This window comes from Caballeronia sp. SL2Y3, assembly GCF_022879575.1.
Lineage (GTDB): Bacteria > Pseudomonadota > Gammaproteobacteria > Burkholderiales > Burkholderiaceae > Caballeronia.
This window is the reverse complement of the sequence record NZ_CP084260.1, coordinates 878,871-901,066: the sequence shown is the minus strand read 5'-3', so window position 1 is coordinate 901,066 and position 22,196 is coordinate 878,871. Positions and strand designations below refer to the sequence as shown.

The following is a 22,196-nucleotide window of genomic DNA, read 5'->3' as shown; positions in this document are numbered from 1 at the left end:
CGCCTTCAGTTTGCGCCGGCGAGCCGGTAGCCGACGCCCGTTTCCGTGACGATATGCTCCGGCTGCGCGGCGTCCCGTTCGAGCTTCTGCCGCAGATGCGCCATGTAGATGCGCAGGTAATGCGGACTCTCGACATGCGACGGCCCCCACACTTCGCGCAGCAAATGCCTGTGCGTCAGCACGCGCCCCGCGTCGCGCACGAGCGTCGCGAGCAGGCGGTATTCGATCGGCGTCAGATGCACGCTCTCGCCGTTTCGCGTGACGCGCCGTAGCGCCAGATCGACCGTGACATCGCCGAAGCTGACCACGGGCGTTTCGCTCGCCGCAGTCTGATTGCGCCGCCGCAGATGCGCGCGGATACGCGCCATCAGTTCCGAGACGCCGAAGGGCTTGGTCAGATAATCGTCCGCGCCGGCATCGAGCGCGGCGACTTTCTCCTCTTCCTGCGTGCGCGCCGAGAGCACGATCACCGGCACTTCGGTCCAGCTACGCAATTCGCGGATCACGTCGATGCCATCGGTATCGGGCAAGCCGAGATCCACGATCACGAGATCGGGCTTGCGCGTGGCCGCCGCGATCAGCCCTTGCTGGCCGGTTTCGGCTTCGAACACGGTCATCTGCTGCGCTTCGAGCGACACGCGCACGAAGCGCCGGATCTGCTTTTCGTCTTCGATCAGGACGACGGTAAAGGACGGCTCGCTCATCGTTTGTTATGGGTTATGGAGTCGAGCCGGCTGCGCGGCATCCTCGCGCTCAGGGCAAAAGTATGGTCGAGCCGGTCGTCTTGCGCGCTTCGAGTTCTTCGTGGGCGCGCGCCGCGTCCGCGAGCGGATGGCGCTGCCGCACGTTGGTCTTGACCTTGCCCGACGACACCATATCGAACAGGTCGGCGGCCATCGTGTCGAGATCGCTGCGCTTCGCGATATAGCTGAAGAGCGTCGGACGCGTGAAGAAGAGCGAGCCGCGCCCGGCGAGTTCGGACGAATCGATCGGCGGCAGCGGCCCCGACGAATTGCCGAAGCTCACGAAAAGACCGAGCGGCGCGAGGCAATCGAGCGAGCCCACATAGGTGTCCTTGCCGATCGAATCGTAGACCACCGGCACGCCCGCGCCGTTCGTGATCTCGCGCACGCGTTGCGTGAAATTCTCGCGGGTGTAGACGATCGGATGATCGCAGCCGTGCTCTTTCGCCAGCGCCGCCTTTTCGTCCGATCCGACCGTGCCGATGACCGTCGCGCCGAGCGCCTTCGCCCACTGGCACGCGAGCATGCCGACGCCGCCCGCCGCCGCATGGATCAGCACGGTGTCGCCCGCTTTCACGGGGTACGTGCGGCGCAGAAGATATTGCGCCGTCAGCCCTTGCAGCATGATGGACGCGGCATCTTCGTAGCCGATCGCATCCGGCAGCTTGACGACGTAATCCGCCGCCATCACGCGTTCTTCCGCGTAGGCGCCCGGCGGACGCGACGCATACGCCACGCGATCGCCCGGCTTGAATTGCGTGACGCCTTCGCCTACCGCCGTGACTTCGCCCGCGCCTTCCATGCCGAGGCCGCCGGGCAGCGGCATCGGATAGAGGCCGGTGCGAAAATACACGTCGATGAAGTTGAGCCCCACCGCATGATGCTTCACGCGGATCTCGCCCTTGCCCGGCTCGCCCACGTTCACATCGACCCATTTCATGACTTCGGGGCCGCCGGGTTTGTCGAATCGGATTGCCTTGGTCATCGCTCGAACGTCTCCTTCGTTTCGTGGATGCTTCAGCGCGCCCGCGTGAGCCGGGCGCGCAACTCGTCGAGGATCATGCGCGCGGTCGACACGTTGGTCGCGCACGGCACGTTATGCACGTCGCAGGCGCGCACCAGCGCGTTGATGTCGGGCTCGTGCGGCTGCGGCGTCATCGGATCGCGCAGAAAGATCACCACGTCGACGCGCCCTTCCGCCAGTTCGCCGCCGATCTGCAAGTCGCCGCCATGCGGGCCGGACAGCTTGCGTTCGACGTCCAGCCCGTGCGCCGCTGCGATGCGCGCGCCCGTGGTGCCGGTCGCGACCAACTGGCATTGCGCCAATGTGTCGACGTACTCGCCCGCGAGCGCGACGATGTCGTCCTTTTTCATGTCGTGCGCAATCAGCGCGACGCGTGTGCTCATCTGCTGCCTTCTCCCCTCTTGTCGTGTCGCCGGTCAGTAGGTGCCAGGATAAGCGCCGCCGTCGATCAATATGTTCTGGCCGATGATATAGCCGGCATGGACGCTGCAAAGAAACGCGCAGGTCCGCCCGAACTCGTCCGGATTGCCGAAGCGCCCGGCCGGAAGACTCTGCGCGCGGCGCGCGCGCGCCTCTTCGATGGAGATGTTCTGCGCCTTCGCCTGCGCCTCGAAGGTGACGGCGACGCGGTCGGTGTCGAACGTGCCCGGCAGCAGATTGTTGATGGTGACGCCGGTGGCCGCGACCTTGCGCGCCACGCCCGCGACGAAGCCCGTGAGCCCCGAACGCGCGCCGTTCGACAGCCCGAGCACGTCGATAGGCGCCTTCACCGACGAACTCGTGATATTGACGATGCGCCCGAAACCGCGATCGATCATGCCGTCGATCGTCCGCTTGATGAGTTCGATCGGCGTCAGCATGTTCGCTTCGAGCGCCTTGATCCACATGTCATGCGTGAAGTTGCGGAAGTCGCCCGGCGGCGGGCCGCCCGCGTTGTTCACGAGAATGTCCGGCTGCGGACAGGCCGCGAGCGCGGCGTTGTGGCCTTCGGGCGTCGTGATGTCGCACGCGACGGCCTGCACGTTCACGCCGTATTGCGCGCGGATGCTCGCCGCCGTCGCTTCGAGCGTCTCGGCCGTGCGCGCCGTGATGACGAGATTCACGCCCTCGGCGGCCAGCGCCTCCGCGCAGCCGCGCCCGAGTCCTTTGCTTGCCGCGCACACGAGCGCGGTGCGCCCTGCGATTCCCATATCCATCGTCCGTCCTCCATGACCGTCGTTTAGTGTTCGAATCGGTTCCAAGCGTGGCAGCGTGGCATCGTTGCACGCGTCGAAACCCTCTCGCGCATTCTAGAAGAATCGGGGCGGCAACGTCGGCGCTCGCATGGCCGCATCGAGGGCGATTATTCTTAGGTCATGGCGGCCTTTTCGGTAAACTGTCGCCACTGTCGGCCCGGCGCTCTCCGAAAAGCGCGCCGCGCGCGACCGCCCACGGCAGGACCATCACCCGAGCAGGACGCGCATTGCGCGAGACCCATGAAACAAGACAGCCGCTTTCCCAATCTCTTCATCCTCAATCACCCGCTGATCCAGCACAAGCTCACGCACATGCGGGACAAGGACACGTCGACGCGCACGTTCCGCGAGTTGCTGCGGGAAATCACGCTGCTGATGGGCTATGAAATCACGCGCAACCTGCCGTTGACGACCAAGCGCGTGGAAACGCCGCTCGTGGAAATCGACGCGCCCGTGATCGCCGGCAAGAAGCTCGCGATCGTGCCGGTGCTGCGCGCGGGCATCGGCATGTCGGACGGCCTGCTCGACCTGGTGCCGTCGGCGCGGGTCGGGCATATCGGCGTGTATCGCGCGGACGATCATCGGCCGGTGGAGTATCTCGTGCGCCTGCCGCCCGATCTGGAGGAGCGCGTGTTCATTCTCTGCGATCCGATGGTCGCGACCGGTTACTCCGCCGTGCACGCCGTCGACGTGATGAAGCGGCGCAACGTGCAGGACGAGAACATCATTTTCGTGGCGCTGGTCGCCGCGCCCGAGGGCGTAAAGGTGTTCCAGGACGCGCATCCGAACGTGAAGCTCTATGTGGCGTCGCTCGATTCGCATCTGAACGAGCATGCGTATATCGTCCCCGGTCTCGGCGATGCCGGCGACCGCCTCTTCGGCACGAAGAACTGACCGCTCGTCCGTTTTGCCCTGACCGCCGCCTGACCGCCGCCCGACCGCCGCGCACCGCGCGGCGGTTTCGTTTTAGCGGCCGGCCGGCGCGCACGCCGCTGTCCGGGCGTTGCGCCATGCTAAAATTTTGGTCTGTTTCCGATCCGGAATCGACGCGCGTACCAGCATTGCGCCGCGTCGCCGGACGGACCCGGCAGCCGCTCGCAAGCACTCAACGAGGCAGCGCGCAGGCCGGTCGATAATCACGCATCACAGCACACTAGGCGCACGAATTCACGCGGCGCGCGACGGAGAAAGGTAATGGCGGGTCATTCGAAATGGGCCAACATCAAGCATAAGAAAGCAGCGGCCGACGCGAAGAAAGGCAAGATCTGGACGCGCCTCATCAAGGAAATCCAGGTCGCGGCCCGCATGGGCGGCGGCGACATTGACTCGAATCCGCGCCTGCGGCTCGCCGTCGACAAGGCCTACGACGCGAACATGCCGAAGGACAACGTCAATCGCGCGATCCAGCGCGGTGTCGGCGGCGTCGATGGCGCGAACTACGAAGAAATCCGCTACGAAGGCTACGGCATCGGCGGCGCGGCGATCATCGTCGACACGATGACGGACAACCGCACGCGCACGGTCGCGGAAGTGCGCCACGCATTCTCGAAGTTCGGCGGCAACATGGGCACGGACGGCTCGGTGTCGTTCATGTTCGACCACGTCGGCCAGTTCCTGTTCGCGCCGGGCACGCCCGAAGACAAGCTGATGGACGCGGCCCTCGAAGCAGGCGCCGACGACGTCGTGACGAACGAGGACGGCAGTATCGAAGTGCTCTGCCCGCCGAACGACTTCCAGAAGGTGAAGGACGCGCTGGAAGCCGCGGGCTTCAAGGCCGAACTCGCCGAAGTCACCATGAAGCCGCAGACGGAAGTCGAATTCAGCGGCGACGACGCAGTGAAAATGCAAAAGCTGCTCGACGCGCTGGAAAATCTCGACGACGTGCAGGAAGTCTATACGAACGCCGCAATCAACGACGAGTAACGAGGAGCAGGCAGCCGCCGCGCCGGGTGGTTTCGCCGCGCCGCGACTGGAACGGCTTTCGCTTGGCTTCGACGATTGAAAGGCGCGTGACGCAGCCGATGTCCGCGCGAGCCGCCTTTCGACCGCTCTGACCGCGCCGCAACCAGGCGCGTACGCGTGCGCGGCCACAGTTTTCATTCAAGCTTTTCGGGGATTCAAATGAAGTTACTCGTCGTCGGTTCGGGCGGTCGGGAACATGCACTGGCATGGAAGCTCGCGCAGTCGCCGCGCGTGCAGATCGTCTATGTGGCGCCCGGCAACGGCGGCACCGCGCAGGACGAGCGCCTGCGCAACGTCGATATAACGGACCCGGCCGCGCTCGCCGATTTCGTCGAGAAGGAGCACGTTTCGCTGACCGTCGTGGGTCCGGAAACGCCGCTGGCCGCGGGCATCGTGAATCTGTTCCGCTCGCGCGGGCTGAAGATCTTCGGGCCGACCAGGGAAGCCGCGCAGCTCGAAAGCTCGAAAGACTTCGCGAAGGCGTTCATGAAGCGCCACAACATTCCGACGGCCGAGTACGAGACCTTCACGGACGCCGCCGCCGCGCACGCCTACATCGACGCGAAAGGCGCGCCGATCGTCGTGAAAGCGGACGGACTCGCCGCCGGCAAGGGCGTGGTCGTCGCGATGAGCGCCGAAGAAGCGCACGCCGCCGTCGATTCGATGCTCGCCGACAACCAGTTCGGCGATGCGGGCGCGCGCGTGGTCATCGAAGAGTTCCTGACCGGCGAGGAAGCCAGCTTCATCGTGATGGTGGACGGCAAGCACGTGCTGCCGCTCGCCTCCAGCCAGGACCACAAGCGCCTGCTCGACGGCGACAAGGGCCCGAACACCGGCGGCATGGGCGCGTATTCGCCCGCGCCTATCGTCACGCCGCAACTGCATGCCCGCGTGATGCGCGAAATCATCCTGCCGACGGTGCGCGGCATGGAAAACGAAGGCATCCGCTATACCGGCTTTCTGTATGCGGGCCTGATGATCGACGCGAACGGCAATCCGAAGACGCTCGAATTCAACTGCCGAATGGGCGACCCGGAAACGCAGCCGATCATGGCGCGCCTGAAGGGCGACTTCTCGAAGGTCGTGGAAATGGCCATTGACGGCAAGCTCGACGGCGCGGAACTGGAGTGGGATCGCCGCACGGCGCTCGGCGTGGTGCTGGCCGCGCACAATTACCCGGACGCGCCGCGCAAGGGCGACCGCATCAACGGCATTCCGGCCGAAACGGACAACGCCGTGACGTTCCACGCGGGCACGACGCTGGCTGACGGCAAGCTGACGACCTCGGGCGGACGCGTGCTGTGCGTCGTCGGGCTGGCGGATTCGGTTCGCGGCGCGCAATCCGTGGTCTACGATACAGTCAATCAGATCTCGTTCGACGGCATGCAGTATCGCCGGGACATCGGTTACCGGGCGGTGAGCCGCAAACAGGCCGACCGCCACGGCTGACGCGGAGTTTTCCGCTTCGCCGAACCCGCGCTGCCGGACCTAGTGTTCGGCAGCGCGTTTTGAAGAGAACCACGACTTTCGCGCCAGCCGGCTGGCGCAGTGCATCCATCGATGAGTGAACCGAAACGCAGCGCGGACCGCGAGGCACAAAGAGACGCATCGCACGATATCGCGGCGGTGCGCGACTATCTGACGGGCCTGCAAACGCGCATCGCCGACACGCTCGGCGCGTTCGACGGCACGCCCTTCGCCACCGACGCCTGGACCCGCGAGCCGGGCGCGCATCTGCGCGGCGGCGGCGTGACGCGCATTCTCGAAGGCGGCGGGTTTTTCGAGCGGGCCGGCATCGGTTTCTCGGACGTCGCGGGCGACGCCCTGCCGCCTTCGGCCAGCGCGGCGCGTCCGCAGCTGGCAGGCCGCGGCTTCGAGGCGCTCGGCGTCTCGCTCGTCATGCATCCGCGCAATCCGCACTGCCCGACCGTGCACATGAACGTGCGCATGCTGACGGCCGTTGCGCCCGGCGAAGCGCCGATCTTCTGGTTCGGCGGCGGCATGGACCTCACGCCCATCTACGGTTACGAGGAAGACGCGGTGCATTTTCATCGCGTATGCCGGGAAGCGCTGCAACCCTTCGGCGCGGACTTGTACCCGCGCTTCAAGACGTGGTGCGACGAGTACTTCACCCTGAAGCATCGGAACGAACAGCGCGGCATCGGCGGGATCTTTTTCGATGATTTCTCCGAGCCCGGCTTCGAGCGTTCCTTCGCGATGATGCAAAGCGTCGGCGATGCGTTTCTGGACGCGTATCTGCCGATCATCGAGCGGCGGCGCGACACGCCGTACACCGAGCGCGAGCGCGATTTTCAGGCCTACCGGCGCGGGCGCTACGTCGAATTCAATCTCGTCTTCGATCGCGGCACGCATTTCGGTCTGCAGAGCGGCGGCCGCACCGAGTCCATTCTCATGTCGATGCCGCCGGTCGCGAACTGGCGCTACGACTGGCAACCGGAGCCCGGCACGCCGGAAGCGCGGCTGTACCGGGACTTTCTGGTGCGCCGCGAATGGCTGTGATCTCCGCCGCCACTCCGGGCGCGCCGTGCGAGAAGCGCGTCGGCCTGCTCGGCGGCACGTTCGATCCGATTCACAACGGACATCTCGCGCTCGCCCGGCGCTTCGCCGCACTTTTGCAACTGACCGAACTCGTGCTGCTGCCGGCCGGCCAGCCGTGGCAGAAGGCGGGCGTCTCGGCGCCGCATCATCGGCTGGCGATGACGCGCGCGGCGGCGCAATCGCTCGATTTCGGCGGCACGAAAATTACCGTCGCGACCGATGAAATCGAGCGCGACGGCCCCACTTACACCGTCGACACGCTCGCTCAGTGGCGCGAGCGCGAAGGCGCGGGGGCGTCGCTTTCGCTTCTGATCGGCGCCGATCAGCTGGTGAAGCTCGATTCATGGCACGACTGGAAGCGGCTCTTCGACTACGCGCACATTTGCGTCGAGGCGCGGCCGGGCTTCGATATGCGCGTGCTGCCCGAAGAAGTCGCGAAGGAAGTGGCCGCGCGCCGCGCGTCGGCGGACGTGCTCTGCGCGAGTCCGTGCGGTCATGTGCTGATCGACGAATCACTGTCCATCGACGTCTCCGCCACGGCGATCCGCGAGCACGCTCGCGCGCAAGACGGCACGCGCGAACTGCGCGCTCAGGTCCCTTCCGCCGTATGGGACTATATTGTTCAACATCACCTGTACCGGACACGGTAAAGACACAGCAACCATGGAACTTCAAAAGCTGCAACGCGCGATCATCGACGGTCTGGAAGACGTCAAGGCGCAAGACATCAAGGTGTTCAACACGAGCCACCTGACGTCGCTGTTCGACCGCGTGGTCGTGGCGAGCGGGACGTCGAACCGGCAGACCAAGGCGCTTGCGAACAGCGTGCGCGAAAAGGTCAAGGAAGCGGGTGGCGACATCATCAGCACGGAAGGCGAAGAGATCGGCGAATGGGTGCTGGTCGACTGCGGCGACGCGGTCGTTCATATCCTGCAACCGGCGCTGCGCCAGTACTACAACCTCGAGGAAGTCTGGGGCGACAAGCCCGTGCGCGTGAAGCTGCAAAAGCCGAACATGTTCGGCGGCGCGAGCGTGACCGACGACGAGGACGAAGACGAAGAAGACGCGCCCGCGGTGAAACGCCCGGCGCGCAAGACCGCGCGCAAGCAGGCCTGAAGGCTCGCGCCTTCATGAAGCTCTATATCCTGGCCGTCGGACACAAGATGCCCGACTGGATCGAAAGCGGGTTCGACGAGTACGCGAAGCGCATGCCGCCCGAGCTGCGCATCGAACTCAAGGAAATCAAGCCCGAGCAACGCTCGTCCGGACGCAATGCCGAGAGCGTGATGACTGCCGAGCGGCAGCGAATTGAAGCCGCCTTGCCGAAGAACACGCGCGTGGTCGCGCTCGACGAACGCGGCCGCGACTGGACCACGATGCAACTCGCGAACGCCCTGCCCGGCTGGCAGCAGGACGGGCGCGATGTCGCGTTCGTGATTGGCGGCGCGGACGGCCTCGCGCCCGAAGTGAAGGCGCGCGCCGAACTGATGTTGCGCGTCTCCAGCCTCACGCTGCCTCACGGCATGGTTCGCGTGCTGCTGGCCGAACAGCTTTACCGCGCGTGGAGCATCACGCAGAATCATCCCTACCATCGCGCGTGAGTCCGGGCCGCTGGGCTTTGCGCTCAGGTCTTCGTTCAGGCTTGCTGTGCGGTCCGACCACGCGCGCACTTCTTCGAGACCTTTTCGCCGATGTCCGCTCACTCCTCCGCTTACTCCTTCGTCTATCTCGCCTCGCAAAGCCCGCGCCGTCAGGAGTTGCTTCGGCAACTGGGCGTCCCATACGAACTGCTGCTGCCGCGCCCCGATGAAGACGCCGAAGCCCTCGAAGCCGAGCTTCCGGGCGAGGCCGCGGACGCCTATGTCGTGCGCGTCTGCGCGCTGAAGGCGAAAGCAGCCCGCGCGCGTTTGCTTGCCGGCGGACATGCACTCGCGCCGATTCTTGTCGCCGATACAACCGTGACCATCGACGGCCTGATTCTCGGCAAGCCTTTGCATGAAGCCGATGCGGTCGCGATGCTCGAACGCCTCGCCGGCCGCGAGCACGAAGTGCTGACCGCGCTTGCGGTCGTGGATGCCGAAGGCACGCTGCTCGAAGTGGCGCTGTCGCGTTCGACGGTGCGCTTCGCCGCTGTCGAGCGTGCTGCGCTGCAACGCTATGCCGCGACCGGCGAGCCGCTCGGCAAGGCGGGCGCGTACGGCATTCAAGGCCGCGCGGCGGCGTTCATCGAGCGAATCGAGGGGTCCTATTCGGGTATCATGGGTCTGCCCCTTTTCGAAACCGCAGCACTCTTGCGCGTGGCGCGCGTCGCATTCTAAACAGGCCATGAACGAAGAAATCCTGATCAACGTCACACCGCAGGAAACCCGCGTCGCACTGGTTCAGCAAGGCGCCGTTCAGGAGCTTCACGTCGAGCGCACGCTTTCGCGCGGGCGCGTCGGCAATGTGTATCTCGGCAAGGTCGTGCGCGTGTTGCCGGGCATGCAGTCCGCGTTCATCGATATCGGTCTGGAGCGCGCCGCGTTCCTTCACGTGGCCGATATCTGGCATCCGCGCATCGCGGGCGAGGCGCATGGGTCCGCCGCGCATGTTCCGATCGAGAAGATCGTGTTCGAAGGCCAGGCGCTGATGGTGCAGGTCGTGAAGGACCCCATCGGCACGAAGGGCGCGCGGCTGTCGACGCAGGTGAGCATCGCGGGACGCACCCTCGTGTATCTGCCGCAGGAGCCGCATATCGGCATCTCGCAGAAGATCGAGAGCGAGGCGGAACGCGAGGCCGTTCGCGCTCGCCTGACCGCCGTGCTGCCCGCCGACGAGAAAGGCGGCTATATCGTGCGCACCATCGCGGAAGATTCGTCGAGCGAGGAGCTGGCCGCCGATGTCGCCTATTTGCGCAAGACGTGGGCGACCATCGTGACGCAGGCGCAGCGCGTGCCGCCGACCACGCTGCTCTATCAGGATCTGAACCTCGCGCAGCGCGTGTTGCGCGATTTCGTGAACGACGAGACCACGCGCATTCAGGTCGATTCGCGCGAGACGTACCAGATGCTCGCGGACTTTGCGGCCGAGTTCACGCCCGCGGTGGCGTCGCGCGTGCATCACTACACCGGCGAGCGGCCGCTGTTCGACCTGTACAACATCGAAGCGGAGATTCAGCGGGCGCTGTCGCGGCGCGTCGATCTGAAGTCGGGCGGCTATCTGATGATCGACCAGACCGAGGCGATGACGACCATCGACGTGAACACGGGCGGTTATGTGGGCGCGCGCAATTTCGACGACACCATCTTCAAGACGAACCTCGAAGCGGCGCATACCATCGCGCGGCAACTGCGTTTGAGGAACCTGGGCGGGATCATCATCATCGACTTCATCGACATGGAGAACGTCGAGCATCGCGATCAGGTGCTGGGCGAACTCAAGAAAGCGCTGTCGCGGGATCGCACACGCGTGACGGTGAATGGCTTCTCGCAACTGGGGCTTGTCGAGATGACGCGCAAGCGCACGCGTGAATCGCTCGCGCATGTGTTGTGCGAGCCTTGCCCGACGTGTCAGGGCAAGGGGCAGGTCAAGACGCCGCGGACCGTCTGCTACGACGTGCTGCGCGAAATCATGCGCGAATCGCGGCAGTTCAATCCGCGCGAGTTTCGCGTGGTGGCGTCGCAGCAGGTCATCGACCTTTTTCTCGAGGAAGAGTCACAGCATCTCGCGATGCTGATGGATTTCATCGGGAAGCCGGTTTCGTTGCAGGTGGAGTCGAATTTGAGTCAGGAGCAGTATGACATTGTGTTGATGTAGGCGCCTGCCCCGCCGCTTCCTGTTTCTCGGGCTCGACTGCGCGAATGGCCGCCAGGACTTCTTCCACTGAAGGCGGCCTCCCTTCGTCCCCGACCGACAAGCAAACTCCGGGAATGTTGACCCCGAAATGCGGCCGCGACGTCGCGCTGAAGATCATCACGGTGGGCTTGCGCAGTGCGGACGCGAGGTGAACCAGACCCGTGTCGGTTCCGACGACAAGTGCGGCAAGATCGACGTGTTGCGCGATCTCCTCGATCGTGAGCCTCGGCAGCACGCGCGAATTCGGCACCTCGCGGGCAATCGCTTCGGCTTCGATCCGCTCTGCATCCGTTCCCCACGGCAATAGCGGCGTGAGCCCGCGCTCGACAAGCGCCTTTCCCACAGCGATCCAGTTGGCGGCGGGCCACTTTTTTTCCGCTTTCGACGTCGCGTGAAATAGCAACGCAAAAGGCATGTCCGATGCCGCCTGGGGCGCCACCTTCGGCTTCGGAATGGCGAGGACAGCCGGCGGGAACGGCTCGATTGAATATCCGAAAGTTTCCGACAGCGTGCGACGCATGCCTTCCCATGCGTTGTCGTCTCTGCGCGGCGCGAAGCGGTGCGTGTACGCGAAGGCCGCACCGGCCTCGCCCAGATTCGCCCGCGAGTAGCCGAAGCGGCGCTTCGAGCGCGTTAGAAAGGAGATGATGGCGCTCTTGTAAACGCCGTGCAGGTCCACCACCAGATCGTACTTCTCGCGTCGAAGATCGGATATGGAAGACCAGATGGCCGACAGATCACGAAGATTGCGCATCTTCTTGAAGCGTCGCAGCGGCGCGCAGAGCACACGCTCGACACCCGGATTCCAGCGTGGAATGTCGGCAAAGGCCTCGTCGACGGCCCAGTCGACAATCACGCCGGGAAACGCGCGATGCAGATCGCCGACCACCGCCTGCGCCTGAATCACGTCGCCCAACGACGTGACTTTCACGACCAGGATTCGCTTCATCGTCCAGGTATCTTTCCGACGCCAACCGTCGGGATCATGAGGAGACTTCTAGTCGACATGAGAGCTACGCCGCCTCTTGTTGATACTGCATGCGATGCAGATGGGCATAAAGTCCGTTCTGCCGCAGTAATTCCGCGTGACTGCCCTGCTCGGCGATGCGGCCACGTTCCATGACCAGGATGCGGTCCGCGCGTTCGATAGTCGATAGCCGGTGCGCAATCACGAGCGTCGTTCGACCCTTCATGAGCGCCTCTAGCGCGGATTGCACATGCCGCTCCGATTCGGAATCGAGCGCAGATGTCGCCTCGTCGAGAATCAGGATCGGCGCGTCCTTGTAGATGGCCCGCGCAATCGCGAGCCGCTGCCGCTGGCCACCTGACAGACGCATGCCGTTACCACCAATCAGCGTATCGATGCCATCAGGCATCGACGCGACCATGTCCGCCAGGTTCGCCGCAGTGAGCGCGCGAAGCACGCGTTCCCGGTCCGGCGTCGTGCCATAGGCGACGTTGGCGGCGATCGAGTCGTTGAAGAGCACGACATCCTGGCTCACCATCGCCATTTGCGCGCGCAGGTCTGAGAGCGCATATTCGCGCAGCGGAACGCCGTCCACTAGCACGTCGCCGCTCGCCGGATCGAAGAATCTCGGCAGCAGATTGACGAGCGTGGTCTTGCCGCTTCCTGACGGCCCTGCCAGCGCAACCATCTCGCCGGGCGCGACCTTGAACGACACATGATCGAGCGTCGACCGGTCGGGGGAATAGGCGAAGGAAACGTCGCGGAACTCCACTTCGCCGCGCGCGCGTTCCAGACGACGCCCGCCGCCGCTTGGCTCCGGAGGTTCGTCGATCAGGCCGAAGATCAGTTCGGCCGCGGTCATGCCGCGCTGCATCGGCTGATTGATGTCGATCAGATGCTTGAGCGGCGAAATGACCAGCAGCATCGACGTGACGAACGCCACGAAACCGCCGACCGTGGTCTGATCGTTGGCCGATTGCACGACCGCGATGGTGAGCACGACTGCAAGCGCGATCGACGCGAGAAACTGCGTGAGCGGCTGCGCGAGGCCGCCGGATACCTGCATGCGCATGGAATAGCCGCGCAGCCGGTGGCTCATTTCCGTGAAGCGGTCGATCTCGTAGCGCTCGCCGTTGTGCACTTTCACGACCTTATAGCCGCCCACGGTTTCCTCGACGACATACGACAGTTCGTTCGTGAGCGCCTGATGCTCGCGGTTCAGCCGCCGCAGCCGGCGATTGATCTTGCTCACGAGCCAGCCGATCAGCGGAAGGATGACCGCGACGATCAAGGTGAGGCGCCAGTTGAGGATGAACAGATAGCCAAGCAGGAACACAACCGTGAGCGAATCGCGCACGAGCGTCACGACCACGCTCGACAGCACCGATAGAATCTGATTGACCTCGAAGACGATCGCGTTGATGACCGTGCTCGCCGTCTCGCGCTGGAAGAAGCCTGCACTCGTGTGGATCATGCGCTGGAACATCTCGAGCCGCAGTTGCAGCAAGATTTTGTTCGACACGTACGACAGGAAATAGCCGGATGCGTACTGCGCCGCCCCGCGCACGAGCGCGAGACCGATGACGGCTGCAGGCACGAGCCACTTCGCGTGATCGCTGCCCTTTGTACCGAAGCCGTGGTCGAGCAGCGGCTTGAGCAGCATCGGAATGCCGGCCTCGGTCGCGGCGACGATGCCCATCGTCGCGATGCCGAGAATGACCATGCCCATCAGCGGGCGAATGTACGGCCAGAGCCGCTTCATGACGGCCATCGGCGATGAAGCTTCCGTGCCGCCGATGGGCTTGCGGAGTGATGCCGGTTTGTTCAAGAAAGTTTCTCCACTTCGCCCCGCGCCGGTCCGCTGTCGCGTGACCCAATCTCTAATATTACGTCTAGGTGAATCGCTCGAGCCTGATGCGGGCAATCAGCGATTTCGGCTATCGGCTCTCGACTCGATGGTCGAGCTTTGCCGCAGACAAGTGTCACGCGCTATAACCGCAAGCAGCACAGCCCACATAAGCGCGATAAGGGCGGTACTCATCACCACCGTAAGCACGTCGATGCTCAAGCCGAAGATGATAACCGACCCCGACACCGCGATTCCGCAATACGCGGCAGTCGAAACATCGCGGTGCGGCGAACGACGGTATCGCAAGAAGTACACGAGCGGCCCCAAATACAGCAACGCAAGACAGACGACTCCGACGGCGCCGAGTTCGGCAACCGTCGAGAAAAATTCACTGTGCGCACGCTGGTTGACGACGAGCGGCGATATTACGCCGGCGTCCGCCATGCTCTGCAGATGGCTTTTCAAGTGACCCTTTCCCACGCCCAGCAACGGATGCTCTTCGAACATTTGGATTGACGCCCGCCATAGCTGCAAGCGAGCACCGAGCGATGTACTCGGCGCGGCATCGTGGGTCAGTTGCGCAAGATCCGACTCCGTCGCCATGACGCGCTCGCGTCCGATGGGCGATGCAAGAAGAAGCGCCATCGCCAGGACGACGGCACCGGCCGCCGCCAACCCGTCTTGCCACCGTTTCACCCACCCGAAGTTGAACGAACAAAGAACCAAGAAAAGCGGGATGGCGAGCCACCCGCCGCGCGTGCCCGAAAGGTACGACGCATAGAGTCCCGCCGCGAATCCTAACAGTTTGAGCCCGATGCCGAGGCGCCGCATCCAGGCATTGCGGTAGTCGTCCCAGCGAATCGTCATCACTGACAGGAAGCCGAGAAGCAAGGCCGTGTTGCCATACGGGATAGGATTCGTGAAATCGTTGCCGAGACGGTTGAGTTCAGTCACCGTCATGTGGATCGCGCTATCGGCTGCCCAGACGCCCGCACCGAACGCGCCTAGCGTGCAACCCCAACCAAGCGCCTTCAGATATCCGATCGGCACGTTGACGAGCAGAAGAAAGATCGGCAATGACAGCGCAAAGCGCGATAGACCGTCGAACTCGCGCGGCAGATAATATCCTTCGAGTGCCTGCTGCAGGGGCAAATAGACCATGAAGCACAGCATGCCCGCGGTATACAACGGGTAAGCTGAAATCAGCAAACCGGGGCTGAGCCTGAACGGCTTGGACAAACCGGCGAAGACTGCGATCGCGACCAGGACAAAGAAACAGTACCCCGTTCCGCCTCTCACGACCAACGTGCTTGCGGGCGCCAGCAGGACCATGCTGGCAATAAGATAGCGAATTGTCTTTTCCAATCTTCGAACCTGAAGGGGTGCGGCAGGCCGGTCCGGCCGCGTGTCCCAGAACTCCGGTATTATACGGCTGCCCCATGGCGTACTCGTCAACGAAGGCGAGAGAGACCTGCATCAGCAAGGCTCCTTAGAACGGCCGATGTGTCTTGATCGATAAATGTCTGCAACATCCCAATCTACGCCGACCGCGCCGCTCGCGAGCCTGCTGCTCATCACATTCCGCCAAGAAGACACTGTCGCCGATGCAATACGAGGCGCCCTGGAACAAACATGGTCGCCGCTCGAAATCCTGATCTCGGACGATGCCTCTCCGGACGCCACATTTGCGATTGCGCAGCGCTGCGTGAACGCTTATCGAGGTCCGCACACTGTACGGCTCTTTCGGAATGAGGTAAATCTCGGCATCAGCGCGCATCTGAGCGCGCTTGCCGCGCGCGCGTCCGGTGAGATGCTGTTCATCGCCGCCGGCGACGACATATCGAAGCCCGAGCGCGTCGAGCGCGTGATGCGAGTATGGCTCGACAGCGGCAAGCGCTGGGACCTGATCGCCACCGATCTGCAGGACCTCGACGCGAACGGCGAGGCGCACGGCGTGCTGCGCGTGACCGATCTGGACGCTTACCGCAGCTTCGAAGCGTGGTCGGCCAATCGCCCTCATCTGGTGGGAGCGGCGCATGCATGGACGCGGCGACTGTTCGAAGCCTTTGGGCCGATTGCGCCCGGCATTTACGGCGAAGATCAGATCATGGCGTTCCGCGCCATCATGAGCCGTGGCGCATATACGCTGCACGAACCGCTGGTGCTCTATCGGCGCGGAGGGCTATCGAGCAAGCGCACATGGCGCACGCCCTCCGATTACGTTGCGCGCATCAAGCTGGCCAATCTGAATGGCTCCGGCGAAACGCGCCAACTGCAACGTGATGCCGATAAAGTCGGCGTCGGCGAACGAATGCGCGCGCTGCTTGCCGGCAAATCTGCCCGTGAGCGGTACGTCAGCGCCCTGTTCGACGAACCTTCGGCCATGCGCCGCCTCTCGTTGATGTCAAGATCGAAGGACGTGAGCCCCGGCTTTCGCATTCGCATGTTCGTGTATGCGACCTGGCCGTGGTTGCTCGCGCCGTTCTTCTTCGTGAAATGGCATCTGCGCCGTTGACAGGATGCGTCATGGCCGCCCGGCTCTTTTCGTCGATTCGAAGGAAACGTTGAACGTGCCTACCCTCGGCATCGCCATCATCACCTACAACGCCGCCGCGCGGCTCGCGCAGTGCCTGCAATCCGTGTCATTCGCGGATCAGATCGTCATCGTCGACGGCGGCAGCACGGACGCCACGGTGGACATCGCGCGGGCGAACGGCGCGCGCGTGATCGAGGCGCACGACTGGCCGGGCTTCGGTCCACAGAAGAACCGCGCCGTCGATGCCCTGACCACGGACTGGATCATGTCGATCGACGCGGATGAAATCGTTTCGCCGGAACTCGCGGCGTCCATCCAGTCGGCGATTGGCGCTCCGCACGCCGATGTGTACGCAATCGACCGCTTGTCGAGTTTCTGCGGCGTGTGGGTGCATCACAGCGGCTGGTATCCGGACTGGATTCCGCGTTTGTTCAGGCGCGGCACGGCGCGGTTTTCAGGGGATCTGGTACACGAGCGCCTTATCCTGTCGACGGACACACCCGTCACGCGTCTGAGCGGCAAGCTCATGCATTACTCGTACGAGGACTTCGAAGCGGTATTGCGCAAGCTGGACGCTTATTCGACCGCCGGCGCGCAGCAGCGCCATGCGGCAGGCAAGCGCGGCAGTTTCGGCGTGGCGGTGTCGCGCGGCGCATGGGCGTTCCTTCGCACTTACGTGTTAAGGCGGGGCTTTCTCGACGGCAAGACCGGCTTCATGATCGCGCTGTTCAACGCGCAGACCGTCTATTACCGCTTTCTCAAGCTCGCGCACCTCAACAAGACTAGGTAGCGCGAATGCCCTGCGCAAGCGCGAGCAGCGCATCGACGTGCGCCGCAACGCTCGCGTCGTACCGCACGGCCGTCCCGGACACGCGCTCGCGCCGTGATGCAATGGCCGCGCTCGCCACACGACGCAGATCGTCGGCGTCGCCCGGCAGAAATACATGTTTGGCGCTCTCTTCGATGGCATCCACACAGCCGATGCTCGCGGGAAAGATCACCGGCGTGCCGCACATCACCGATTCGATGCCGACAAGGCCGAACGGTTCGTAGCTGGACGCAAGAATGGTAAAGTCCGCCGCGCGATACGCGTCCTCGATGTTCTTCACGTAGCCGAGATAGCGCACGTTCGACGCCGCGGCTTGCGGCGCGCGTCCCGCCACGGCGACCGTTACATTCATGCCTGCGAGCGCCATTTCGATGAGCGGCAGACCCTTGCGCTCGTGACTGCTCGACGGAAACAGCAGCACGGTTTCGTCGCGCGCAAACCCGAACTGCTCGCGCAGACGCTCGCGCTCGGTGGCATCGACGGGCGAGAAACGCGCGCCATCCACGGGCGGGTACAGCACGCGAATCTTGTCGTCGGCAATGTCGTAGAGCGTGCGGAGCTCCTCGCGCATCATCTCCGAATGCGCGACGATCACTGAAGCCGTCGCGTACTGGTTCCGTTCCAGCGCAGTTTGCCGCCTGTCCGAACGCTTCTCGCGCCGTCCCGTCGCGCGCAGAAAGCCGATATGCGTGCCCCCGCAGATCGCAATCTCCGAACCTCTCACGCGATTGCACCCAATCAGCACATCGACGTTGGCGCGCCTGCGCTCGCGCTGCAACGCCCTGGAGAAAAACCCATCGCGCCACTTGCCCGGCAAAAAGGACACGTTGATGCGATGCGCCTCCACCATCGCGTATTCGGGCAGCGAAGAATCGATCTTGCGCGCGAAGAATACGGGCTTGTTCGGCGCGACGAAACCCGCTTGCGCGAAGCCGCGCACGAGGTCCATCGCGTAACGTTCAAGGCCGCCGGAATGCTTCAGCGCATTCGCCGATATGCCGATGCGCATCAATAAACAATCTCGATCTCACTCCCCGCGAACTCCCCGCGCAGCGCGCTGATGAGATCGTCGGTCGGCTTGACGCGCCACGCGTCGCCTAAACGCACTTCGCCTTCGGCGTGCTCGCTGCGATAGACGATGCTGACGTTGAGTCCATTGGGAATCGGCGCGGCGCTCTGACGCTGACGGCCATTGTCTCTGACCGGCATCGGCGGCGGCGCGGCCTGTTCGCCTGCCGCATGCGCTTCGAGCACGCGACGCAGCCGCAATGCGTCGGCGTTCCCGTTCATCTCGACCTTCACGGCTTGCGCGTAGCGGCTACGCGCGCGTTCGAGATCCATCGCCGTATCGACGGTGAAGCGGATGCCGCCCGTGAATGCGTCGTTGCGCGCCTGCCCCTGCACCACCAGCAGTTCGTCTTCCTTGAAAAGCGCCTTGTTCGCTTCGAACTGCTCGTTGAACACGGTCACTTCGCACTGGCCGGTGCCGTCGTCCAGATTGACGATCAGCATCTTGCCGCGCTGGGTCATCTGTGTGCGCATCGACGAAATCACGCCCGCGACGAGCTTGTCGCGGCCTTCCTTCAGCTCGCCGATCTTCTGGCGCACGAAGCGGCGCACTTCGCCCTTGTAGGCGTCGAAAAGATGCCCCGACAGATAGAAGCCGAGCGCCGTCTTTTCTTCCTGCAGACGCTTCTTGTCCGACCACGCGGGCTCGTCGACGAGTTCGTGCTTCTGCAGCGGCGCGTCGCCCATGTCGAAGAGGCCCGCCTGCATGGCGTTCGCGGCGGCCTGTTCGGCGGCCTCCATCGCGAGCGGCACCGAAGCGAGCAGTTGCGCGCGATTCGCGTGCACCGCGTCGAACGCGCCGGCACGAATCAGCGCCTCGACCGTGCGCCGGTTCACGACGCGCCGGTCGATGCGCTCGCAGAAATCGAAGAGGTCGGTGAATGCGCCGTCTTCGCGCGCCCGCAGGACCTCTTCGATGGCGTTCTGGCCGCTACCCTTCACCGCGCCCAGTCCGTAGCGAATGGTCTTCGAACGCTTGCCGTCCGCCTCCGCGACCGGTTCGAAGCGATACGCCGACTGATTGATGTCCGGCGGCAGCACCGTCATGCCGTTGGCGATGCAATCCTCGAAGAGGATCTTCACCTTGTCGGTGTCGTCCATGGCGAGCGACATGTTGGCCGCCATGAATTCCGCCGGATGATGCGCCTTGAGCCACGCCGTGTAGTACGCGAGCAGCGCATACGCCGCCGCGTGCGACTTGTTGAAGCCGTAGCCCGCGAACTTCTCCATCAAGTCGAAAATCTCGTCGGACTTCTCGCGCGTGAGGCCGTTCTTGGCCGCGCCTTCCGCGAAAATCTCGCGGTGCTTCGCCATTTCCTCGGGCTTTTTCTTGCCCATCGCGCGACGCAGCAAGTCCGCGCCGCCGAGCGAGTAGCCGCCGATGATCTGCGCCATCTGCATCACCTGCTCCTGATAGACCATGATGCCGTAGGTCTCTTTCAGGACAGGTTCGACGCGCGGGTCCGGATACTCGACGATTTCGCGCCCGTGCTTGCGCGCGCAGAAGCTCGGAATCAGGTCCATCGGGCCGGGGCGATACAGCGCCACCAGCGCGATGATGTCCTCGAAGCGGTCCGGCTGCGCGTCCTTCAGCATGCCCTGCATGCCGCGGCTTTCCAGCTGGAACACGGCGACGGTGTTCGCCTTCTTGAGGATGGTGAACGAAGCCGGATCGTCCAGCGGCACTTGCGCGAGGCTCCAGTCGCGCTTGCTCGGATCGAGCCGGCGGATATACCGTTCGGCCCAGTCGAGAATCGTGAGCGTGGTCAGGCCCAGGAAGTCGAACTTCACGAGGCCAACGGCTTCCACGTCGTCCTTGTCGTACTGGCTGACGACGCCGCCGTCTTCACCCTGCGTATAGAGCGGGCAAAAATCGGTGAGCTTGCCGGGCGCGATCAGCACGCCGCCCGCGTGCATGCCCACATTTCGCGTCAAGCCCTCGACGCGCTGCGCGAGCTCCAGCAACTGATGCACTTCGTCTTCGGAGTCGAAACGCTCCTGAAGCGCCGGCTCTTCCTTCATCGCGTCTGCGATGGTCACGTGCTTGCCCGGCTTGAACGGAATGAGCTTCGCGATGCCGTCCGTGAACATGTAGCCGAGATCGAGCACGCGGCCGATGTCGCGCACCGCCGCCTTCGCCGCCATGGTGCCGAAGGTGGCGATCTGCGAGACGGCGTCCGCGCCGTACTTGCCCTTCACGTACTGGATGACGCGGTCGCGCCCTTCCTGACAGAAGTCGATGTCGAAGTCGGGCATCGACACGCGTTCCGGATTCAGGAAGCGTTCGAAGAGCAGGTTGTAGCGCAGCGGATCGAGATCCGTGATGCCGAGCGCATACGCGACGAGCGAACCCGCGCCCGAGCCGCGCCCCGGGCCGACCGGCACGCCATTGTTCTTCGCCCACATGATGAAGTCGGCGACGATCAGGAAGTAGCCTGGAAAGCCCATCTTGATGATGGTCCCGCACTCGAAGTCGAGCCGCTTGTAGTACGTGTCGCGTTGCGCGTCGCGCTCGGCCTCGTCCGGGTAAAGCTGCGCGAGCCGCACTTCGAGGCCTTCCTTCGACAACTGCACGAGGTAGTCGTCGAGCGACATGCCGTCGGGTGTCGGGAAAAGCGGCAGCTTCGGCTTGCCGAGTTCGAGCGTGAGATTGCAGCGCTTGGCGATTTCGACCGTATTCGCGAGCGCCGACGGAATGTCCGCGAAAAGCGCGCACATCTCGTCCTGCGTGCGGAAGTACTGCTCGGTCGTGAAACGCTTCTGGCGGCGCGGATTGGCGAGAATGTCGCCCTCGGAAATGCACACGCGCGCTTCGTGCGCGGTGTAGTCGTCCGGGGTCATGAACTGCAGCGGATGCGTGGCGACCACCGGCAGGCGCAGCTTCGCGGCGAGCGCGACGGCCTCCAGAATGTACGCCTGCTCGCCCGGCTGACCGGCGCGCTGCAGTTCGATGTAAAACGCGTTCGGAAAGAGCTTCGCCCAGCGCTCGGCGTGGCGCTCCGCGCTCGCGGTGTTGCCCGCCGCGAACGCCATGCCGATGTCGCCGGTCTGCGCGCCCGAGAGCGCCAGCAGCCCTTTAGCGAGCCCTTCTTCGAGCCATTCGACCATCACCTCCGCGCGGCCGCGATACTGATTCGTGAGCCACGCGCGGCTCAGCAGTTCGCACAGATTCAGATAGCCGGTCTTGTCGCGCACGAGCAGCAACAGGCGCGAAGGCTTGTCGCGATCGGCGGGATTCGTGATCCAGACGTCGCAGCCCGCAATGGGTTTCACGCCCTTGCCGCGCGCTTCCTTGTAGAAGCGCACGAGGCCGAAAGCATTGGCGAGATCGGTCAGCGCGAGCGCGCCCTGACCGTCTTCGGCGGCCGATTTGACAACGTCGTCCAGCCGCACGATGCCGTCGGCAATCGAGAATTCGGAGTGGACGCGGAGATGAACGAAGCGGGGATCTGACATGCCGATATTGTACATGCGGGCTGTCGCGAAATTGCCCGGGAGGGCCGCGTTGGCCGAACGGATAAGGCGCCCGCCGCTCTCGAAATCGGGCACGCGCCGCGAATCGCCGAGCGGGGCCGCGCGCCGCGCCGGAC

The 22,196-nt window shown here is 64.1% G+C and carries 20 protein-coding genes; 11 read left to right on the top strand and 9 right to left on the bottom strand.

Annotated elements, in window-relative coordinates:
* Positions 1–5: 5 nt before the first annotated feature.
* Genes kdpE through LDZ26_RS04245 form a run of 4 tightly spaced genes read right to left on the bottom strand, consistent with a single transcriptional unit; the run spans position 6 to position 2,963 of the window.
* Positions 6–704 (bottom strand): two-component system response regulator KdpE, encoded by a 699-nt coding sequence (gene kdpE, locus LDZ26_RS04260; RefSeq protein ID WP_244848307.1) that lies wholly within the window; start codon positions 702–704, stop codon positions 6–8.
* Between the two features lie 49 nt (positions 705–753).
* The gene (locus tag LDZ26_RS04255) at positions 754–1,728 is read right to left on the bottom strand and encodes a quinone oxidoreductase (protein ID WP_244848306.1); all 975 of its coding nucleotides are present in this window, start codon (positions 1,726–1,728) and stop codon (positions 754–756) included.
* Between the two features lie 32 nt (positions 1,729–1,760).
* Complete coding sequence (locus LDZ26_RS04250) at positions 1,761–2,150, bottom strand: methylglyoxal synthase (protein WP_244848305.1); 390 nt, start codon at positions 2,148–2,150, stop codon at positions 1,761–1,763.
* 33 nt (positions 2,151–2,183) lie between these two features.
* Entirely contained in the window at positions 2,184–2,963 is a 780-nt protein-coding gene (locus LDZ26_RS04245) for an SDR family oxidoreductase (protein WP_206467884.1), read from the bottom strand.
* Positions 2,964–3,242: 279 nt separating this feature from the next.
* Between LDZ26_RS04245 and upp the strand changes: the two genes are divergently transcribed.
* The 9 genes from upp to rng all read left to right on the top strand — a co-directional run bounded on the left by upp (position 3,243) and on the right by rng (position 11,318).
* A complete protein-coding gene (upp, locus tag LDZ26_RS04240; protein WP_175939928.1) occupies positions 3,243–3,896 on the top strand; it encodes a uracil phosphoribosyltransferase in 654 nt (217 codons plus the stop codon).
* Between the two features lie 300 nt (positions 3,897–4,196).
* The gene (locus LDZ26_RS04235; protein WP_206467882.1) at positions 4,197–4,925 is read left to right on the top strand and encodes a YebC/PmpR family DNA-binding transcriptional regulator; all 729 of its coding nucleotides are present in this window, start codon (positions 4,197–4,199) and stop codon (positions 4,923–4,925) included.
* 198 nt (positions 4,926–5,123) lie between these two features.
* A complete protein-coding gene (gene purD / locus LDZ26_RS04230) occupies positions 5,124–6,413 on the top strand; it encodes a phosphoribosylamine--glycine ligase (RefSeq protein WP_244848304.1) in 1,290 nt (429 codons plus the stop codon).
* A gap of 111 nt (positions 6,414–6,524) precedes the next feature.
* Entirely contained in the window at positions 6,525–7,484 is a 960-nt protein-coding gene (gene hemF, locus LDZ26_RS04225) for an oxygen-dependent coproporphyrinogen oxidase (protein ID WP_244848303.1), read from the top strand.
* Complete coding sequence (locus LDZ26_RS04220) at positions 7,475–8,173, top strand: nicotinate-nucleotide adenylyltransferase (protein WP_244848302.1); 699 nt, start codon at positions 7,475–7,477, stop codon at positions 8,171–8,173. Before hemF ends, LDZ26_RS04220 begins: the two co-directional genes overlap by 10 nt.
* A gap of 13 nt (positions 8,174–8,186) precedes the next feature.
* Positions 8,187–8,639 (top strand): ribosome silencing factor, encoded by a 453-nt coding sequence (gene rsfS, locus LDZ26_RS04215; RefSeq protein ID WP_244848301.1) that lies wholly within the window; start codon positions 8,187–8,189, stop codon positions 8,637–8,639.
* A gap of 14 nt (positions 8,640–8,653) precedes the next feature.
* Positions 8,654–9,124 carry a 23S rRNA (pseudouridine(1915)-N(3))-methyltransferase RlmH gene (rlmH, locus tag LDZ26_RS04210; RefSeq protein ID WP_244848300.1) on the top strand — a complete coding sequence of 157 codons (471 nt, stop codon included), beginning with the start codon at positions 8,654–8,656 and terminating at the stop codon, positions 9,122–9,124.
* A gap of 90 nt (positions 9,125–9,214) precedes the next feature.
* The gene (locus LDZ26_RS04205) at positions 9,215–9,841 is read left to right on the top strand and encodes a nucleoside triphosphate pyrophosphatase (protein ID WP_244848299.1); all 627 of its coding nucleotides are present in this window, start codon (positions 9,215–9,217) and stop codon (positions 9,839–9,841) included.
* A gap of 7 nt (positions 9,842–9,848) precedes the next feature.
* Complete coding sequence (gene rng / locus LDZ26_RS04200; protein ID WP_206467875.1) at positions 9,849–11,318, top strand: ribonuclease G; 1,470 nt, start codon at positions 9,849–9,851, stop codon at positions 11,316–11,318.
* On the opposite strand, the gene waaC is transcribed toward rng, so the two are convergent.
* The 3 genes from waaC to LDZ26_RS04185 all read right to left on the bottom strand — a co-directional run bounded on the left by waaC (position 11,245) and on the right by LDZ26_RS04185 (position 15,538).
* Entirely contained in the window at positions 11,245–12,306 is a 1,062-nt protein-coding gene (gene waaC / locus LDZ26_RS04195; protein ID WP_244848298.1) for a lipopolysaccharide heptosyltransferase I, read from the bottom strand. The genes rng and waaC overlap by 74 nt on opposite strands.
* A gap of 64 nt (positions 12,307–12,370) precedes the next feature.
* Positions 12,371–14,095 carry a lipid A export permease/ATP-binding protein MsbA gene (msbA, locus tag LDZ26_RS04190; RefSeq protein ID WP_244848297.1) on the bottom strand — a complete coding sequence of 575 codons (1,725 nt, stop codon included), beginning with the start codon at positions 14,093–14,095 and terminating at the stop codon, positions 12,371–12,373.
* Positions 14,096–14,248: 153 nt separating this feature from the next.
* The gene (locus LDZ26_RS04185; RefSeq protein ID WP_244848296.1) at positions 14,249–15,538 is read right to left on the bottom strand and encodes an O-antigen ligase; all 1,290 of its coding nucleotides are present in this window, start codon (positions 15,536–15,538) and stop codon (positions 14,249–14,251) included.
* A gap of 154 nt (positions 15,539–15,692) precedes the next feature.
* Between LDZ26_RS04185 and LDZ26_RS04180 the strand changes: the two genes are divergently transcribed.
* Together LDZ26_RS04180 and LDZ26_RS04175 are read left to right on the top strand one after the other, a co-directional pair.
* A complete protein-coding gene (locus LDZ26_RS04180) occupies positions 15,693–16,688 on the top strand; it encodes a glycosyltransferase (RefSeq protein WP_244848295.1) in 996 nt (331 codons plus the stop codon).
* 49 nt (positions 16,689–16,737) lie between these two features.
* Positions 16,738–17,499 (top strand): glycosyltransferase family 2 protein, encoded by a 762-nt coding sequence (locus LDZ26_RS04175; protein WP_244848294.1) that lies wholly within the window; start codon positions 16,738–16,740, stop codon positions 17,497–17,499.
* On the opposite strand, the gene LDZ26_RS04170 is transcribed toward LDZ26_RS04175, so the two are convergent.
* Both LDZ26_RS04170 and dnaE read right to left on the bottom strand, forming a co-directional pair.
* On the bottom strand, positions 17,492–18,547 hold the full coding sequence (locus LDZ26_RS04170) for a glycosyltransferase family 4 protein (RefSeq protein WP_244848293.1): 1,056 nt from the start codon (positions 18,545–18,547) through the stop codon (positions 17,492–17,494). The two genes, LDZ26_RS04175 and LDZ26_RS04170, sit on opposite strands and share 8 nt — an antisense overlap.
* Complete coding sequence (gene dnaE / locus LDZ26_RS04165; protein ID WP_244848292.1) at positions 18,547–22,062, bottom strand: DNA polymerase III subunit alpha; 3,516 nt, start codon at positions 22,060–22,062, stop codon at positions 18,547–18,549. The genes LDZ26_RS04170 and dnaE overlap by 1 nt, the downstream gene beginning before the upstream one ends.
* Positions 22,063–22,196: the final 134 nt, after the last annotated feature.

Bases quoted from the DNA above. Each gene is read 5' to 3' on its own strand.
- kdpE (WP_244848307.1), bottom strand. From the start codon at position 704: ATGAGCGAGCCGTCCTTTACCGTCGTCCTGATCGAAGACGAAAAGCAG.
- LDZ26_RS04255 (WP_244848306.1), bottom strand. From the start codon at position 1,728: ATGACCAAGGCAATCCGATTCGACAAACCCGGCGGCCCCGAAGTCATG.
- LDZ26_RS04250 (WP_244848305.1), bottom strand. From the start codon at position 2,150: ATGAGCACACGCGTCGCGCTGATTGCGCACGACATGAAAAAGGACGAC.
- LDZ26_RS04245 (WP_206467884.1), bottom strand. From the start codon at position 2,963: ATGGATATGGGAATCGCAGGGCGCACCGCGCTCGTGTGCGCGGCAAGC.
- upp (WP_175939928.1), top strand. From the start codon at position 3,243: ATGAAACAAGACAGCCGCTTTCCCAATCTCTTCATCCTCAATCACCCG.
- LDZ26_RS04235 (WP_206467882.1), top strand. From the start codon at position 4,197: ATGGCGGGTCATTCGAAATGGGCCAACATCAAGCATAAGAAAGCAGCG.
- purD (WP_244848304.1), top strand. From the start codon at position 5,124: ATGAAGTTACTCGTCGTCGGTTCGGGCGGTCGGGAACATGCACTGGCA.
- hemF (WP_244848303.1), top strand. From the start codon at position 6,525: ATGAGTGAACCGAAACGCAGCGCGGACCGCGAGGCACAAAGAGACGCA.
- LDZ26_RS04220 (WP_244848302.1), top strand. From the start codon at position 7,475: ATGGCTGTGATCTCCGCCGCCACTCCGGGCGCGCCGTGCGAGAAGCGC.
- rsfS (WP_244848301.1), top strand. From the start codon at position 8,187: ATGGAACTTCAAAAGCTGCAACGCGCGATCATCGACGGTCTGGAAGAC.
- rlmH (WP_244848300.1), top strand. From the start codon at position 8,654: ATGAAGCTCTATATCCTGGCCGTCGGACACAAGATGCCCGACTGGATC.
- LDZ26_RS04205 (WP_244848299.1), top strand. From the start codon at position 9,215: ATGTCCGCTCACTCCTCCGCTTACTCCTTCGTCTATCTCGCCTCGCAA.
- rng (WP_206467875.1), top strand. From the start codon at position 9,849: ATGAACGAAGAAATCCTGATCAACGTCACACCGCAGGAAACCCGCGTC.
- waaC (WP_244848298.1), bottom strand. From the start codon at position 12,306: ATGAAGCGAATCCTGGTCGTGAAAGTCACGTCGTTGGGCGACGTGATT.
- msbA (WP_244848297.1), bottom strand. From the start codon at position 14,095: ATGGCCGTCATGAAGCGGCTCTGGCCGTACATTCGCCCGCTGATGGGC.
- LDZ26_RS04180 (WP_244848295.1), top strand. From the start codon at position 15,693: ATGTCTGCAACATCCCAATCTACGCCGACCGCGCCGCTCGCGAGCCTG.
- LDZ26_RS04170 (WP_244848293.1), bottom strand. From the start codon at position 18,547: ATGCGCATCGGCATATCGGCGAATGCGCTGAAGCATTCCGGCGGCCTT.
- dnaE (WP_244848292.1), bottom strand. From the start codon at position 22,062: ATGTCAGATCCCCGCTTCGTTCATCTCCGCGTCCACTCCGAATTCTCG.